At 60.9% G+C, this 15948-nt stretch carries 14 protein-coding genes; 7 read left to right on the top strand and 7 right to left on the bottom strand.

Features of this window, described 5'->3' with window-relative positions:
* Both parC and L8K08_RS17320 read left to right on the top strand, forming a co-directional pair.
* A complete protein-coding gene (gene parC, locus L8K08_RS17315; protein ID WP_106577610.1) occupies positions 1 to 2265 on the top strand; it encodes a DNA topoisomerase IV subunit A in 2265 nt (754 codons plus the stop codon).
* A 176-nt stretch (positions 2266 to 2441) separates the two neighbouring features.
* Positions 2442 to 3149: an ABC-type transport auxiliary lipoprotein family protein gene (locus L8K08_RS17320; protein ID WP_145160133.1), complete on the top strand. Its 708-nt coding sequence runs from the start codon at positions 2442 to 2444 to the stop codon at positions 3147 to 3149.
* A gap of 205 nt (positions 3150 to 3354) precedes the next feature.
* Here the strand turns inward: L8K08_RS17320 and L8K08_RS17325 are convergent, their stop codons facing one another.
* Positions 3355 to 4887: an AhpA/YtjB family protein gene (locus L8K08_RS17325; protein WP_242198941.1), complete on the bottom strand. Its 1533-nt coding sequence runs from the start codon at positions 4885 to 4887 to the stop codon at positions 3355 to 3357.
* A gap of 134 nt (positions 4888 to 5021) precedes the next feature.
* Here L8K08_RS17325 and serB point away from each other — a divergent pair, with 134 nt between their 5' ends.
* Positions 5022 to 6236 carry a phosphoserine phosphatase SerB gene (gene serB / locus L8K08_RS17330; RefSeq protein WP_242198944.1) on the top strand — a complete coding sequence of 405 codons (1215 nt, stop codon included), beginning with the start codon at positions 5022 to 5024 and terminating at the stop codon, positions 6234 to 6236.
* 61 nt (positions 6237 to 6297) lie between these two features.
* On the opposite strand, the gene asd is transcribed toward serB, so the two are convergent.
* From asd to L8K08_RS17345, 3 genes are read right to left on the bottom strand one after another with little or no spacing between them, the layout of a single operon-like run.
* Positions 6298 to 7158: an archaetidylserine decarboxylase gene (gene asd / locus L8K08_RS17335; RefSeq protein ID WP_106577614.1), complete on the bottom strand. Its 861-nt coding sequence runs from the start codon at positions 7156 to 7158 to the stop codon at positions 6298 to 6300.
* A gap of 16 nt (positions 7159 to 7174) precedes the next feature.
* Positions 7175 to 7990 (bottom strand): rhodanese-like domain-containing protein, encoded by an 816-nt coding sequence (locus L8K08_RS17340; RefSeq protein ID WP_242198946.1) that lies wholly within the window; start codon positions 7988 to 7990, stop codon positions 7175 to 7177.
* Between the two features lie 57 nt (positions 7991 to 8047).
* The gene (locus tag L8K08_RS17345; RefSeq protein ID WP_242198948.1) at positions 8048 to 9583 is read right to left on the bottom strand and encodes an HDOD domain-containing protein; all 1536 of its coding nucleotides are present in this window, start codon (positions 9581 to 9583) and stop codon (positions 8048 to 8050) included.
* 166 nt (positions 9584 to 9749) lie between these two features.
* Between L8K08_RS17345 and motA the strand changes: the two genes are divergently transcribed.
* Both motA and motB read left to right on the top strand, forming a co-directional pair.
* Entirely contained in the window at positions 9750 to 10601 is an 852-nt protein-coding gene (gene motA, locus L8K08_RS17350; protein ID WP_017138472.1) for a flagellar motor stator protein MotA, read from the top strand.
* Positions 10602 to 10604: 3 nt separating this feature from the next.
* The gene (gene motB / locus L8K08_RS17355; RefSeq protein ID WP_145160146.1) at positions 10605 to 11627 is read left to right on the top strand and encodes a flagellar motor protein MotB; all 1023 of its coding nucleotides are present in this window, start codon (positions 10605 to 10607) and stop codon (positions 11625 to 11627) included.
* 58 nt (positions 11628 to 11685) lie between these two features.
* Here motB and L8K08_RS17360 read toward each other — a convergent pair whose 3' ends face one another.
* Both L8K08_RS17360 and rsgA read right to left on the bottom strand, forming a co-directional pair.
* On the bottom strand, positions 11686 to 12081 hold the full coding sequence (locus L8K08_RS17360; protein WP_145160148.1) for a type II toxin-antitoxin system PemK/MazF family toxin: 396 nt from the start codon (positions 12079 to 12081) through the stop codon (positions 11686 to 11688).
* A 286-nt stretch (positions 12082 to 12367) separates the two neighbouring features.
* The gene (rsgA, locus tag L8K08_RS17365; RefSeq protein ID WP_242198951.1) at positions 12368 to 13399 is read right to left on the bottom strand and encodes a small ribosomal subunit biogenesis GTPase RsgA; all 1032 of its coding nucleotides are present in this window, start codon (positions 13397 to 13399) and stop codon (positions 12368 to 12370) included.
* 108 nt (positions 13400 to 13507) lie between these two features.
* On the opposite strand from rsgA, the gene orn reads away from it, so the two are divergent.
* Positions 13508 to 14050 (top strand): oligoribonuclease, encoded by a 543-nt coding sequence (orn, locus tag L8K08_RS17370; protein WP_124416282.1) that lies wholly within the window; start codon positions 13508 to 13510, stop codon positions 14048 to 14050.
* A 181-nt stretch (positions 14051 to 14231) separates the two neighbouring features.
* The gene (locus L8K08_RS17375) at positions 14232 to 14849 is read left to right on the top strand and encodes a trimeric intracellular cation channel family protein (protein WP_177410090.1); all 618 of its coding nucleotides are present in this window, start codon (positions 14232 to 14234) and stop codon (positions 14847 to 14849) included.
* Here the strand turns inward: L8K08_RS17375 and queG are convergent.
* The gene (queG, locus tag L8K08_RS17380; RefSeq protein WP_242198953.1) at positions 14846 to 15910 is read right to left on the bottom strand and encodes a tRNA epoxyqueuosine(34) reductase QueG; all 1065 of its coding nucleotides are present in this window, start codon (positions 15908 to 15910) and stop codon (positions 14846 to 14848) included. The two genes, L8K08_RS17375 and queG, sit on opposite strands and share 4 nt — an antisense overlap.
* Positions 15911 to 15948: the final 38 nt, after the last annotated feature.

The raw sequence follows: 15948 nt of genomic DNA on the forward strand, positions 1-15948 counted from the left end.
ATGAGTGACATCCTCGCAGACAGCTTAGACGGCGTAGAACGCCGGTCGCTGGCTGACTTCACCGAAAATGCCTACCTCAACTACTCCATGTACGTGATCATGGACCGTGCCTTGCCGCATATCGGCGACGGCCTGAAGCCGGTACAACGGCGCATCATCTACGCCATGAGTGAGTTGGGGCTGGACGCTGATTCCAAGCACAAGAAGTCGGCGCGTACCGTCGGCGACGTGCTCGGCAAGTTCCACCCGCACGGCGACTCGGCGTGCTACGAAGCCATGGTGCTGATGGCCCAGCCGTTCAGCTACCGCTACACGCTGGTGGACGGTCAGGGTAACTGGGGTGCGCCGGATGATCCCAAGTCCTTCGCGGCCATGCGATACACCGAAGCGCGCCTGTCGCGTTACTCCGAAGTGCTGCTCAGCGAGTTGGGCCAGGGCACCGCCAACTGGGGCCCGAACTTCGACGGCACCCTGGACGAACCCTTGGTGTTGCCGGCACGTTTGCCGAATATCCTGCTCAATGGCACCACCGGCATCGCGGTCGGCATGGCCACCGACGTGCCGCCGCACAACCTGCGTGAAGTCGCCACCGCCTGCGTACGCTTGCTGGATGAACCCAAGGCCACGGTCGAGCAGCTCTGCGAGCATATCCAGGGCCCGGACTACCCGACCGAAGCGGAAATCATCACACCGCGCGCCGACTTGCTGAAGATGTACGAAACCGGCAAGGGTTCGGTACGCATGCGCGCCGTGTACCACATCGAAGACGGCGACATTATTGTCACCGCGCTGCCGCACCAGGTGTCCGGCGCCAAGGTGCTGGAACAGATCGCCGCGCTGATGCAGGCCAAACCGTCGAAATTGCCGCAAGTCGCTGACCTGCGTGACGAGTCCGACCACGAAAACCCATGCCGCATCGTGATCATCCCGACCAACAGCCGGGTCGACCACGAAGTGCTGATGCAGCACCTGTTTGCCAGTACCGACCTGGAGTCGAGCTACCGGGTCAACGTCAACATCATCGGCCTGGACGGCAAGCCGCAGCTGAAGAACCTGCGCAACTTGCTGGTGGAGTGGCTGGAGTTCCGCATACAAACCGTGCGCCGCCGCCTGCAATTTCGCCTCGACAAGGTCGAGCGTCGCCTGCACCTGTTGGACGGTTTGCTGATTGCTTATCTCAACCTGGACGAAGTGATCCACATCATTCGTACCGCCGAGCACCCGAAAGCCGAACTGATCGCGCGTTTCGAGCTGAGCGAGATCCAGGCCGACTACATCCTCGACACCCGCCTGCGTCAGTTGGCGCGCCTGGAAGAGATGAAGTTGCGCGACGAGCAGGATGCACTGCTCAAGGAACAAGCCAAGCTGCAAGCGCTGTTGGGCAGCGAAGCCAAGCTCAAGAAGCTGGTGCGTAGCGAACTGATCAAAGATGCCGAAACCTATGGTGATGACCGTCGCTCGCCAATCGTCGAGCGCGCAGAAGCGAAAGCTCTGACAGAAACCGAGCTGTTGCCTAACGAGAAAATTACCGTCGTTCTGTCGGAAAAGGGTTGGGTTCGCTCTGCCAAAGGGCATGATATTGACGCTACCGGGCTCTCGTACAAGGCCGGTGATGGCTTCAAGACCGCGGCTGCCGGGCGTTCCAACCAATTTGCAGTGTTCATCGATTCCACCGGGCGCAGTTACTCGGTGCCGGCGCACACGTTGCCTTCAGCGCGTGGCCAGGGCGAGCCGCTGACCGGGCGACTCACACCGCCACCGGGGGCGAGTTTCGAATGCGTGCTGCTGCCCGATGATGATTCGCTGTATGTGATCGCTTCCGACGCGGGTTACGGTTTTGTGGTCAAGGGTGAAGACCTGCAGGCCAAGAACAAGGCGGGCAAGGCGTTGTTGAGCCTGCCCAACAACGCCAAGGTGATCCTGCCGCGCACAGTGGAAGACCGCGAGAGCAACTGGCTGGCGTCGGTGACCACCGAAGGGCGTCTGCTGGTGTTCAAGATCAGTGACTTGCCGCAGCTGGGTAAAGGCAAGGGCAACAAGATTATTGGGATTCCCGGGGAGCGGGTGGCCAGTCGCGAAGAGTACGTGACCGACATTGCCGTGATCCCGGAAGGCTCTACCCTGGTGCTTCAGGCTGGCAAACGCACGCTGTCGCTGCGTGCTGATGACCTGGAACATTACAAGGGTGAGCGTGGTCGGCGCGGTAACAAACTGCCGCGGGGCTTCCAGCGAGTGGATGCTTTGTTGGTCGAAACGCCGGTTTAAGGCGTATTAGAGCCCTCGATCTACGATTTAACGCGTAGATCGGCGCTTTCGCGCTGGAGTCATGGAGCATATTCACGGATGATATGGCCTTTCCAGCGCCGGCGTGGCCGAGCGTATTTAGGTTATTTTTAGTATTACATTGTGGTTCGCCTTGTGGCAGCCACCTGGATGGGATGATGACTGCTCCACGCCTTCCTTTATTTTTGATGCTCGCTGGCCTTTTGGGGCTGGCGGGTTGCAGCACGCACCAACCGGTGTCGCTGTACCAGCTGGACAGCGGAAGTCCAGCTCAGCCGGCGCAAACCGCTGGCATGGCCGTATTGCTTGGCCCGGTAGTCGTAGCCGATTACCTGCAACGCGAAACCCTGCTGCAACGTCAGAACGATGGCAGCCTGCAAGGTTCCACTGACGGCCGTTGGGCGGGCAGCTTGTCGTCCGACATCAACCAGCTGATGTTGCGCCAGGTGGCCGGTCATCTGGACAGTCAGCGTGTGGTGCTCGCGCCTGCGCCAACCGGCTTTACTCCGGATGTGCAGGTGTTGCTGACCATTACGCGGCTCGACTCGGGCGCCTCGCAGCCGGCCATCCTCGACGCGCAGTGGCGTCTGATCGACCGCCGTGGCCAGGTGCGCGATAACCGCATCGTGCATTTGCAGGAAGAACACAGCGGCACCACCGCGTCCCAGGTCCAGGCCCAGGGCGTGTTGTTGCAGCATCTTGCGCAGCAGTTGTCGGTGGCGCTCAAGCCATTGGCCAACCAGCCGCCGATTGCCGAGGCACCGCGCAAGCAAGCCCCGGCTCAGGCCAAGCCCGCAGCGCCGGAAAAGCCGAAGATGCCGATGGCTACGCCGATTCGTACGGACATGGAAGTGTTCAGGTTCTGATCTGAATCGCAGACAAACAAAAGGCCCGCTTATTCAGCGGGCCTTTTTGTTTGTCTGCGATTCGAGCCATGCTGAAGATCAACTGTGGGAGCGGGCTTGCCCGCGAATGCGTTGGATCAGTCGATAAGTCTGGCGACTGACACACCGCCTTCGAGCAAACCCGCACCCACACAAGCCCACTGCTCAGTGGGCTTGGCGGTGTTCCTCAGGACTTGGTACGGGTCTCATGCATCCGCGCCAACTGCCGCTCCAGCATTGACGGATACGGCTCCATCAAGCGTTCCACACAGCTGGCGCCTTCAGGGCTGGCAATCGGGCGGATACGCGCGCGTTGGCGAATCAGCGTGTCTTCGCTGATCTTGCGCTCCACCAGCAGCAGGTTGCGGCTGTGTTGCGACAAGGCCAGCGCATCCTGGGCGATTTCAGTCAGCAGCAGGTCGATCTGGCTCATGCCAAACAGATCATCGCCCACGGTCAAACCAAGCTGCAGTTGCAAGGTGATGCCGCTGTCGGCCACTTCGATCTGCAGGGCATGGCCCAGTGCGCGCAACAACTCGCCGCAGCAAATAGCGTTGGTCAGGTAATCTTCGCCGCTGTCTTCGCTGTGGAACAGCATCAGCGTGCTGCCGTCGTTCAGGGTGTGCAGTTCGCTCTGATACAGCGAGGCGGCCTGGTCCAGGCAGTCGCGGTAGCGTTCCAGCAATTCCGTCAGGCGGGCGCGGGGCAGGCGGCGCAGTTGGTCCTGGGCGCCCAGTTGCACGGCCAATACGGCGCTGTGCTGTGGCTCGGTGTTCTTCGCCGGTTCAGGCTTAGGCGCAACCGCCGGGGTGGCGGCCGAGGTATCGCGCAGGTCGGAGAACGGGTCTTCATCATCCAGTTCATCTTCCTCAGCCTTGATGACCTGACGAGGCGCGGGCTTGAGGCCTGCCACCGGGGCACTTTCGTCAAAGCCCGGATCACGCAGGTCGCGCACTTCAAACTCGGGTTCGTCGTCGTACTCGGTGTCGTCGTACTCGGGCTCGGGTTCGACCTCGGGCACTACCGGTTCTGGAGCGAAACTGGCGTGAAGCTGGCGGGCGAGGTCGCCGATTTCATCCTGGCGATCGGTGGCCGGGGTGTGTTCGTCAATATCGCGCAGCCAGATGCGCAGTTGCATCAGCGGCGTGGAGATATGCCGGCCCAGGCGCAAGCTCAAGGCCAGGGCCAATGCCAGCAGGATCGCACTGAGGATGCCCATGCTTTGCAGGCTGATGGTCATCGGCTGCTGGAATTGCTGCATGTCCAGGCTGATGCGCAGTTGGCCGGCCTTCACATCCTGAAACGTGATGTTGCTCGAATACAAACCTTCGGCTTCACCCAGCAGGCCGTTTTTCGGGCGTTGCCCGGCTTCGGCCATGATCCGGTTGTCCACGCTGTAGATCGCGGCGTGGGCCACCAACGGGTTCTTGGTCAGGTTGTTGAGCAGCACGTTGAGGCTGAGGATGTCGTTGGACACCAGCAGCTCAGTCGCCGACGTGGCGGTCTGAGTGGTCAGGCTCTCGCCCAGGGCGTCGGCTTGCTCGTGCATGGCCTGCTTGAACTGCAAGCCCATCACGCAGGCATAGATCACCAGGGCCAGAGCGACCAGGATCACGTTATGGCTGGCGATGCGTAATGCGATCGGTACACGGCGGTGGCGCAGTGCCCGGAAGATCAGCAGGAAGAAGTTATCGGTTTTTACTGGCGTAGGCCGGTTCACTTGAGCTCGGCTCTTTAGTCCGTGAAGTTGACGCGCAGTATAGCGACAGGCCTGGGACCGGCAAAGCGCTGGCTGTGCCCGATGGTCACTGAAAGTGGGTAGAATGCGGTTTTTTTCCAGCCTGGGGGTGCGCTTTGCGCGAAATTGTCCTGATAAACATCACAGGTGTTGACCGACCGGGTCTCACCGCAGCCATTACCGGTGTGCTGGCCCAGGGTGGTGTGAACATTCTCGACATCGGCCAGGCGGTGATCCACGACACCCTGTCGTTCGGCATCCTCGTGGAAATCCCGAGTACCGAACAGGCTTCGTCGGTGCTCAAGGACATCCTGTTTACGGCGTATAAGCTCGATCAGCAGGTGCGTTTCACCCCGGTCTCCGAAGCCGACTACCAGCACTGGGTCGACGGCCAGGGCAAAAAACGCCACATCGTGACGCTGCTGACTCGCAAGGTCACCGCCGAGCAGTTGCAGCGCGTCAGCTCGATTACTGCCCAGTACGGGTTGAATATTGATCATATCGACCGTCTGTCGGGTCGCATGCCGCTCGATACGCCAGCCGACAAGGGCAAGGGCTGCATCGAGTTTTCCGTGCGCGGCGAACCGGCGGACCCGCAAGCCCTGCGCGCCGAGTTCTTGAGCGTGGCTCAGGAGCTGAATGTCGACATCGCCTTCCAGGAAGACTCGCTGTTCCGCCGTAACCGCCGCCTGGCGGTGTTCGACATGGACTCCACGCTGATTGAAGCCGAAGTCATCGACGAGTTGGCCAAGGCTGCCGGTGTGGGCGAGCAAGTGTCTGAAATCACCGAGCGCGCCATGGCCGGTGAGCTGGATTTCCGTGCCAGCTTCAAGGAGCGCCTGGCGCTGCTCAAAGGCCTGGATGTGGGTGTGCTGGACTCGATCGGCGCCTCGCTGCGCCTGACCGAAGGCGCCGAAACCTTGTTCGCCGAACTCAAGCGCCTGGGCTACAAGACCGCAATTCTATCGGGCGGCTTTACCTACTTCGCCAAGCAACTGCAGGCCAAGCTGGGCATCGACTATGTGTTCGCCAACGAGCTGGAAGTGGTGGATGGCAAGGTGACGGGCGTGGCGGTGGAGCCGATTGTCGACGCTCAGCGCAAGGCGGATCTGCTGAGGGAATTGGCCCATAAGGAAGGTTTGCGTCTGGAACAGACCATTGCGGTCGGTGACGGCGCCAATGACTTGCCGATGCTGGCGATTGCCGGCTTGGGTGTGGCGTTCCGCGCCAAGCCGCTGGTCAAGCAATCGGCCAAGCAGGCGATCTCGACGTTGGGGCTGGATGGCGTGTTGTACCTGCTGGGCTTGCGCGACCGCGACGTTCAGTTGTAACTGGCAAAACGCAGTTAAAAATGTGGGAGGGGGCTTGCCCCCTCCCACATTGGGTTCGGTGTCAGGCTTTAGGAGCGGCGATGCCTTGGCCCATCTGCACCGGCGTACCCGCCACCAGTTCTTCAGCCCACTTAACCTGATCCGGCCCGAACAGCACAATTGCAGTCGAACCCAGCTTGAAGCGGCCCAGCTCCGCGCCTTTCTCCAAGTGAATCGGTGCGCGTGCAGCCTCGTCGTAGCGGAAGGTTTTCAGCTCGCGTTTTGGCGGCGTCACCAGCCCGGCCCATACGGTTTCAATCGACGCGACGATCATCGCACCTACCAACACTACAGCCATCGGGCCGCGTTCGGTGTCGAACAGGCAGACAACACGTTCGTTACGGGCAAACAGCTCAGGCACGTTTTCGGCGGTGGTCTGGTTGACCGAGAAAATCCGCCCCGGCACGTAGACCATCTCGCGAAGCGTACCGGCCAGCGGCATATGCACGCGGTGGTAGTCCTTTGGCGACAGATAAATAGTGGCGAAATCACCGCCCATAAACGGTGCAGCCAATGCTGCATCGCCGCCCAGCAATTCCAGCACGCTGAAGCTGTGGCCCTTGGCCTGGAACACGCGGCCGTGTTCGATTGGGCCAAGCTGGCTGACGGCGCCGTCGGCCGGGCTGAGTACCGCGCCTGGGGTTTGATCCAGCGGGCGCGCGCCGTCTTTCAAGGCGCGGGTGAAGAAGGCGTTGAAATGCTCGTAGGCGGTCAAGTCTTCAACCAGGGCTTGGGACATGTCCACCTGGTAGCGCTTGGCGAACCAGGCGGTGAAGGCGTTCTTGAACCAGCGCACGCGGCACTCGGCGATGCAGCCGGCCAGTCGCGAGAGCAAGTGGTGCGGCAGCAAGTACTGGCTGAGGATAAACAACTGCTTTTTCATTAACTGTCCTTAAACCTTAAATCTCAACGGGGGTGTCGGGGTGGTTGCCCCATTCGCCCCAGGAACCGGCATAACCTTTGACTCGCGGATAACCGAGCGCCTTGGCCACCAGGTAGGTGAAGCCAGAGCGGTGGTGAGTCTGGCAGTGGGTGATGATTTCTTTGTCTTTGGTCAACCCGAGGTCTTCGAGGATCTGCGGCATGTCGCGACGGATGCGCAGGTTGCGCGCCTTGTCCATGCCGGCGGTCCATTCGAAGTTCACGGCGCCGGGGATGTGTCCGCCCTTGGCGGCGAGCACTTTCTCGCCGGAATATTCCAGCGGGCCGCGGGCATCCCAGATACCCAGGTCGGCCGCGCCGAGTCGGCTTTGCAGGTATTCGCGAGTGGCCGTGGGGCCGTCATGCAGCGTGAGGCTGACAGGGCCGCCGACGGGGGCGGGCACTTCGGTGGAAACTGGGTATTTCTCTTCCAGCCAGGCCAGCAGGCCGCCGTCCAGGTAGTGGTATTTCTGGTGGCCGATCACGTCGAGCATCCAGATGAAGCGCCCGGCCCAGCCGCCGCCTTCGTCGTCGTAGACCACGTAGGTGGCATCCGGGGTGTGGCCCAGTTCGCCGAACAGTTTTTCGAGGTCGGCCTTGGGCGGCAGCAAACCGGGTGCGGGGGCCTGGCCCAGTTGGGTGCGCTTGGGGTCAACGAAATGCGCGCCGGGGATATGCCCTTCGGCGTAGCGGGCGGCACTGGTGAGGTCCACCAGAATCAGGTGTTCGGCATCCAGTTGACCGAGCAGGTCGCTGGACTCGATCACCAGCGGCAAGCCAGAGAAGTCAGGCATGTGAGGTCTCCTGGGCACAATTGTTGGCGATAAAAGAGGGCGATTGTAGCGCAAGCATCAAGCGCTGCGGTTGGTAAAGCTGTGCAGCGCTTTCTCGATGCATTGAGCGGTTTTGCCGAAGGCCTGCACGGTGGTTTCCGAGAAGGGTCCGCCGCCCTGATCGGCGACCATCAGCATCACGACCTTGCCGTTGCAGCTCAAGGAGCGCAGCAACAGGTGTTCGCCATTGAACAGGCGGCGCAGGATCGGCGGCAGCAAGGCTGAGAACTGTGCGTGATTGTCTGGCGTGAGGCGTACCTGGGCGGACTTTTCCAGCAGGCGCTGCAGCAGCGTGCTGTTGACCACATCCAGGCTCAGGTTCGCCGCGTCGTTGGGCAAGCCGTCGGCCTGGTGCACGCGCAAGGTGCTCAAGGCGCGGTCCGCCATGAACAACAAGACGCGCTGCATGCCACTGGCGACCAAGGCTTCTCGGGCACAGGTGGTCAGGTGCATGGCATTGGCAAAACGGCTCGGTTCGACCAGCAGCTCGGTGCAACGCTTGCGCCACACGGCGAGTGCTTCGGCAGTGGGCGGCGGCGCCGGCAACAGGCCGCGATGGATTTTCTGCACATGCCACGGCCAGATCAGCGACAACGCCGGGTGCCAGAGGTCAGGCATCAAGGTCGTGCGTGCGCTGGTCACCGCTTGCTGGTGAACCTGTTGCTGCACGTCACTCAGCGGCTCTTGCAGGTACAACGCGGTGAGGTACTGCCAGCGCTCGGTGTGCGGGCAGGTCCAGGATTCCTGCGCCGACATCGCCAGACCGTTGGCCAGCAGCACAGTGTTGGCCGGCTGGTTCAGCCAGCGGCGCAGGTTGGGTTCGGCGTCGAGCAATTGCTGTTGGCGCAACGCGTCGTCTTCACGGGCGATGTGCAGCGCCTTGACCAGCAAGCGCTGTTCGGTCAGCAGCAGGCTGTAGCCTTGGGAGACCCAGATCGGCAGGTGCCAGGCTTCGGTCAAGCCGCGGCACAAGTCCAGCAGGCGCACGCCGAACAATGCCTGTTCGACCTTGTGTGCCGACTGGCCTTTGTGGATCACCCGCAGTTCCCATTCTTCCAGAAGCTTGGGGTAGGCGACGGCCATCGGCCACAGCGGCGACAGAAACAGCAGGCTGCCCCAATGAATGTCTTGCCACAACCGCGCGAGGCGGCTGGCGAACAAACCGTTGGCTTGCTGGGAGGCGTGCTGGCTCACCAGCAGCAGTTGGCGCAGGGCCACCGGAATGTCTTTTTCCGGCACCGAGGGCAGGCGCGCCAGCAACTCCTCGGCGCGTTTGAGGCCGAGGCGGTTGAGCGCCACTTCGAGGTTTTCCGCCGGCCCTGACAGGCTGCCATGGGCCTGGCCGTTGGCCTCGCGCATCACGCTGAGCACCAGCGCCGGGCTGTGTTGCATCAGCTCGGCAATATCCCGTAAAGAACTACGGCTATCGCGGATGGCCTTGCACACGCGTTCGTGACTAGCCTGAGGAACAGGCAGCAGCACATCGTCCAGGCGCTTTATCCAAGCCGCGAGGGTAGTGGGTTTTGTCGTTGGAGCTGTCGTTTCATTAGCCATGATTGGGGCGCGATCATCACTTGCGTTCTACACGCCCGGAACGGGCCGAATTGGCTTTTCGCCTTAACGGGCTATAGTCTGGCGCAGTTTTGCCGATAAGTAGAACAAGAGTTTTCAGCTTCACCCAATATGTCCATGAACCCGACGGCGCAAGTACCAATCTCCTATGGCTAAAATTATCGGCATCATCGTCGTCATCGCAAGTGTGCTCGGTGGGTACGTCCTGTCCCACGGTAAAATTGCCGCGCTGATCCAGCCCTTCGAAGTGTTGATCATCGGCGGTGCCGCGTTTGGCGCATTCCTGCAGGCCAACCCCGGCTACATGACCATGCACGTGATCAAGAAGTCGCTGGGCATGTTCAGCTCACGCTTCTCCCACACCTTTTATTTGGAAGTGCTGGGACTGATTTACGAGATCCTCAACAAGAGTCGTCGCGAAGGCATGATGGCCATCGAGGGCGACATCGAAGACGCCGCCGCCAGCCCCATTTTCGCCAAGTACCCGGCGGTGCTCAAAGATGAGCGCATGACTGCCTACATCTGCGATTACCTGCGCATCATGTCCTCCGGCAACATGGCGCCGCACGAGTTGGAAGGCCTGTTCGACATGGAGCTGTTCAGCCTTAAGGAAGAGCTGGAGCATCCGTCCCACGCCGTGACCGGCGTTGCCGACGGCATGCCCGGTTTCGGTATCGTCGCGGCGGTACTCGGCATCGTGGTGACCATGGCTTCCCTGGGCGAAGGCGACCAGAAGGCCATCGGTATGCACGTGGGCGCGGCCCTGGTGGGTACCTTCTTCGGTATTCTCGCCGCTTACGGCTTCTTCGGCCCACTGGCCACTTCCCTGGCGCACGATGCCAAGGAAGAAGTGAATTTGTACGAAGCGATCAAGGCCTGCCTGGTGGCTTCGGCGTCCGGCATGCCGCCATCGCTGGCAGTGGAGTTCGGGCGCAAGGTGCTGTACCCGAAACATCGCCCAAGTTTTGCCGAGCTGGAACAAGCGGTTCGCGGTCGCTAAGTCATGGAAAACAACCAGCCGATAATCATCAAGCGCGTCAAGCGCTTCGCTGCGGGGCACCATGGCGGCGCCTGGAAAATCGCCTTCGCCGACTTTGCCACGGCGATGATGGCGTTCTTCCTGGTGCTGTGGCTGATGTCCACCGCCACGCCCGAACAGAAGATCGCCATCGCCGGTTACTTCAAAGACCCGATTGGCTTTTCGGAAAGCGGCACACCGTTTGTGATTGACCTGGGCGGCTCTCCGCAGCTGGCGCCTGAGCGCACCATCAACCCGGAGGTCAAGACCGAAGCGCCGCAGGAAAAAATCCCGATCGAGCGCGACACCGTCGAATCGATGGCTGAGCAGGTCGAGCAGGAACGCCTGGAATTGTTGCTGCAGGAACTGCAGACCAAGGTTGAAGAAAATCCGCAGCTGCTGAAGTTCAAGGATCAGATTTCTTTCGAGATCACGCCGGAAGGCTTGCGCATCCAGATCACCGACGCCGCCAACCGGCCGATGTTCGACTCCGGCAGCGCGCGCCTGAAACCGTACTTTGAAGACATCCTGCTGGCCATGGCTGACACCATCAAGGCGGTGCCGAACAAGATCAGCATCAGCGGCCACACTGACGCCAAGCCGTATGCGGGCCAGGGTGACTTCGGCAACTGGGAACTCTCGGCCAACCGCGCCAACGCCGCCCGCCGTGCGCTGGTAGCGGGCAGCTACCCGGACCCGCAAGTGGCGCGCGTAGTGGGTTTTGCGTCGTCGCAGCTGTTTGATCCTAAAGACCCGTTCAACCCGATCAACCGTCGGATTGATATTGTCGTGCTGACCAAAAAGGCCCAGCGTGCGATCGAAGGCGATCAGGGCGCAGCGCCGGCGGCACCGGCCCAAGGCGAGGGCGCACCGGGCGAAGTGCCGGCCGACCCGAACGCGATTCCGCCAGGGCAGGAGCCGCTGCCGGCCCACGAGCTGCGGCAGAAGCTGAACCTGTTTGATGATGGTGGGGTGAAAGATCCTACGGCGCCTGCGCCAGGCTCCTAGTGGTATTTACACAGCATCAATGAAAACGCCCCGATAATCGGGGCGTTTTCAATTCTGCTCAGAGTGGCAGGTAGGCTTTGATACCACTGATTACGCCTCGCATGTCATCGCTGCACAGGCGCGGCACGAAATACTCTCGTCCTTTGGCGCGTGTTTTTCTGTGGAGTTTGTCGAGGCGTTCGAAGCTGACGGTATAAATCATGTCGCACTTCACCCAGAGCTGTTTATAGCCATCGGATTGAAGGGGATTGGTTCGCAACAGATGGTGCCAGTCGTGCTGGATATCTGGCGCGGTGGAGGAGATCGGCACCACTGTGCAGAGCTTGCGGCTGTGGGTTGCGGTGGGGGATATCACTACGACTTTGCGGATCTTCAGCATTTCCGGAGCCACAAAGCCGCGGGTGAAGTCGCAGAGCAGCACATCGCCTTGTTTGGGGTGATAGTAGAGAGCCAAGTGTTAATTCCCCACAAAAAGCAAAGCCGCCCGAAGGCGGCTTCATTCGACACGCAGCGGAGCTTGCTTCGCCCCTTCTGCGCCGCTGGATCAACCCCGAAAAGGATCCAGACTCCTGCCAGCTTTCGCTGGTGACGGAGCAATTATGGGCATCGGGAAATCCGAATACAAGCTGGCTTGTGCGTATGAGCCACCCAGTTGGTCCGGATTCTTGATGCCTGCTCCTACTAAATCAATGGGCTAGGGCCTGCAGTGCCCTGGTTTATGTGTGTCAAGAAATGGATGTTCAGTAACTGCTCTCGGGCAAGCTCGCAATAATCGACCGATAGCTGTTCATGCGCTGTTGCTGAACGCGACCATCTTCCAGCGCCTTGAGCAGTGCACAGCCCGGCTCACGGTCGTGTTTGCAGTCGCGGAAGCGGCAGGTGCCGATCAGGTCGTTGAACTCGATGAAACCCGCTTCCACATCGGCACGGCTGACGTGGCCGAGGCCGAATTCACGGATGCCTGGGGAGTCGATCAGTTCGCCGCCGCCGGGGAAGTGGAACAACCGCGCGGTGGTGGTGGTGTGGGTGCCCTGGCCGGACAGTTCCGACAGTGGGCCCACGCGTGTGCCGACTTCCGGCAGCAGGCTGTTGACCAGCGACGACTTGCCCACGCCCGACTGGCCGACGAACACACTGATGCGCCCGTCCAACTGCTGTTGCAGCTGTTCCATGCCATTGCCGTGATGCGCCGAGACTTCCAGCACCGGGTAACCCAGCGTGCGGTAGACCGCCAGCAGCGCGTTGAGCGCCGGGGCGTTTTGCTCGTCGATCAAGTCGAATTTGTTCAACAGCAACAGCGGGCGAATGCCGGCATGCTCGGCCGCGACCAGGTAACGGTCGATCAGGTTGGCATGCGGCTCGGGCAGCGGCGCGAACACGATCACGATCATGTCGACGTTGGCGGCCACCGGCTTGAGCTGGCCGCGGCTGTCAGGGCGACGCAATTCAGTAGTGCGGGGCAACTGGGCGACGATCACGCCGATCCCCTGGTTGCCGGCGCGCCACACGACCTTGTCGCCGGTCACCAGCGCAGGCAGGTTGGCGCGCAAGTGGCAGCGGGAAACAGAGCCTGCGAGTTCGCCTTCCAGCGCCTCGACTTCGACCTGCACACCAAAGTGCGCGATCACCAGGCCCGTCTGTTCGGGGCCCAGGTCGCCGCCCTCGAGCGCCTCTACGGCGGAGGATTCACGTTTGGCGGCGCGCGCTGCGCGTTCACCTTGGATCTTTTCGATGCGCCAGTTTTGGCGACGATTGAGCTGGCGTTTGGCCATGGGTGTTCCGTGTCGATAATGCAAAAGTTAGGTAAAACGGTCGCGAGTCTAGCACGCCCCTGCCTGCTAAACTGCGCAGCTACGCCAAGGTGCCAAGAGAATCAAGCCATGCAAAACCCACAGAACCTGATTTGGATCGATCTGGAAATGACCGGTCTGAACCCCGACACCGACGTCATCATCGAGATGGCGACGATTGTCACCGACAGCAATCTCAACACCTTGGCCGAAGGTCCGGTGATCGCCATTCACCACAGCGACGCCGTACTCGCCACCATGGATGAATGGAACACGCGCACCCACGGCAACTCCGGCCTGACCCAGCGCGTGCGAGACAGCCGCATCAGCATGCGCGACGCCGAAGCTGAAACCATCGCCTTCCTGGAAAAATGGGTGCCCAAGGGCAAGTCGCCCATCTGCGGCAACAGCATCTGCCAGGACCGCCGCTTCCTTTATACGCACATGAAAGCGCTGGAAAGCTACTTCCACTACCGCAACCTGGATGTGTCGACGCTCAAAGAGCTGGCCGCGCGCTGGGCGCCGGAAGTCAAAGACAGCTTCCATAAAGGCAGCACGCATTTGGCGTTGGATGACATTCGCGAGTCGATTGCTGAGCTGCAGCATTACCGTAAGCATTTCATCAAGGCCTGAGTCTGCAGAGACTGCTCTGGCCTCATCGCAGGCAAGCCAGCTCCCACATTTTGATGTGTGAATACATTCAAGTGTGGGAGCTGGCTTGCCTGCGATGCTGTTGACGCGGTCTTTCGCCTGGCGCCCCCTTTTGGTGCCATCACCAAATGATTAGACTGCGCGCCTCATTGCAAGGATCGCCATCATGCTGTTGATGCTCTACCTCATCGCCATCACCGCCGAAGCCATGACCGGCGCGCTGTCCGCCGGGCGGCGTGGCATGGACTGGTTTGGGGTGGTGCTGATTGCTTGCGTCACGGCATTGGGCGGTGGTTCGGTGCGCGATGTGTTGCTTGGGCATTACCCGTTGACCTGGGTCAAACACCCGGAATACCTGGTGCTGACCTCCATCGCCGCGTTGGTGACGATTTTTATCGCACCGTTGATGCGCCACCTGCGTTCACTGTTCCTGGCGCTGGACGCCGTGGGCCTGGTGGCGTTCACCTTGATCGGCTGCATGACCGCCCTGGAAATGGGCCACGGCATGTTGGTGGCGTCAGTCAGCGGCGTGATCACTGGCGTATTTGGCGGCATCCTGCGGGATATTTTCTGCAACGACATCCCGCTGATCTTCCGCCGCGAGCTGTACGCCAGCGTGTCGTTCCTTGCCGCCTGGTTCTACATGCTCTGCCTTTATCTGCAGTTGCCCAGCGAGCAAGCGATTCTGTTGACCTTGTTCAGCGGCTTTCTGTTGCGCCTGCTGGCCATCCGTTTTCACTGGGAAATGCCCAAGTTCGTCTACAACGACGACGTGCACTAGCGCGTAGCGTGCTGGTTGAGCGCCCACTCGACGTGTTCGCGCACCAAGTCCGAAGGGTAATCCCGGCGCGCCTTCAAGGCTTCAAGCACTGGAATGCTCGACGGCGCATTGCCCAGGCCCACGGCCAGGTTGCGCAGCCAGCGCTCGTAGCCGGCGCGGCGCAGGGGTGAGCCTTCGGTGCTGCTGAGGAATTTATCCTCGTCCCACATAAACAATTCGGCCAGCTCGGCGTTATCCAGGTTGTGCCGAGGCTTGAAATCGCCTTCGGTGGTAGGTCGGGCGAAACGATTCCACGGGCAAACGATCTGACAGTCATCGCAACCGAACACGCGGTTGCCGATCAGCGGGCGCAGGTCTTCAGGAATCGAGCTTTTGAGCTCGATGGTGAGGTAGGAAATGCAGCGTCGCGCGTCCAGTACATAGGGGCCGACAAACGCGTTGGTGGGGCAGATATCCAGGCAAGCAGTGCAGCGGCCGCAGTGCTCGGTGGCGTGAGGCGGATCTGCCGGCAGTGGCAAATCGACAAACAGCTCGCTGAGGAAGAAATAGCTGCCGGCCTTGCGATTGAGCACCAGGGTGTTTTTGCCGATCCAGCCGAGACCGGCCTGCTCGGCGATGGCTTTTTCCAGCACCGGCGCGCTGTCGACAAACGCGCGAAAGCCAAACGGGCCGATCTGGGCCTGAATGCGATCGGCCAGTTGCTGCACGCGCTTGCGGATCAGCTTGTGGTAATCGCGGCCGAGGGCGTAACGGGATATGTAGGCTTTTTCTGGCTTGGCCAGCAACTGCGCCATTTGGGTGTCGCCTGGCAGATAATCCATGCGCAGCGAGACCACGCGCAGCGTGCCCGGCACCAGTTCATCGGGGTGCGAGCGCTTGCTGCCATGGGCGCCCATGTAGTCCATCTCGCCGTGGTAGCCCGCGTCGAGCCAACGTTGCAGGTGCTGTTCATGCTCGGCCAGGTCCAGGCCGCTGATGCCGACTTGTTGAAAGCCCAGCTCGCGGCCCCAGTCTTTGATCGATTGGGCGAGGGCGGGCAGATCGGTGGTGATGGCAGGCATGAGACGAGGGAAACCGCAGGTGAGATAGGTATAATTCT

The organism is Pseudomonas sp. TREG-RG-20F-10-E-6-01 (assembly GCF_022662455.1).
Lineage (GTDB): Bacteria > Pseudomonadota > Gammaproteobacteria > Pseudomonadales > Pseudomonadaceae > Aquipseudomonas.

What these genes read in the sequence shown, in the direction of transcription:
- L8K08_RS17320 (WP_145160133.1), top strand. Translation starts at nt 2,442, where the DNA reads ATGACTGCTCCACGCCTTCCTTTATTTTTGATGCTCGCTGGCCTTTTG.
- queG (WP_242198953.1), bottom strand. Translation starts at nt 15,910, where the DNA reads ATGCCTGCCATCACCACCGATCTGCCCGCCCTCGCCCAATCGATCAAA.
- motA (WP_017138472.1), top strand. Translation starts at nt 9,750, where the DNA reads ATGGCTAAAATTATCGGCATCATCGTCGTCATCGCAAGTGTGCTCGGT.
- L8K08_RS17345 (WP_242198948.1), bottom strand. Translation starts at nt 9,583, where the DNA reads ATGGCTAATGAAACGACAGCTCCAACGACAAAACCCACTACCCTCGCG.
- asd (WP_106577614.1), bottom strand. Translation starts at nt 7,158, where the DNA reads ATGAAAAAGCAGTTGTTTATCCTCAGCCAGTACTTGCTGCCGCACCAC.
- parC (WP_106577610.1), top strand. Translation starts at nt 1, where the DNA reads ATGAGTGACATCCTCGCAGACAGCTTAGACGGCGTAGAACGCCGGTCG.
- rsgA (WP_242198951.1), bottom strand. Translation starts at nt 13,399, where the DNA reads ATGGCCAAACGCCAGCTCAATCGTCGCCAAAACTGGCGCATCGAAAAG.
- orn (WP_124416282.1), top strand. Translation starts at nt 13,508, where the DNA reads ATGCAAAACCCACAGAACCTGATTTGGATCGATCTGGAAATGACCGGT.
- L8K08_RS17340 (WP_242198946.1), bottom strand. Translation starts at nt 7,990, where the DNA reads ATGCCTGACTTCTCTGGCTTGCCGCTGGTGATCGAGTCCAGCGACCTG.
- motB (WP_145160146.1), top strand. Translation starts at nt 10,605, where the DNA reads ATGGAAAACAACCAGCCGATAATCATCAAGCGCGTCAAGCGCTTCGCT.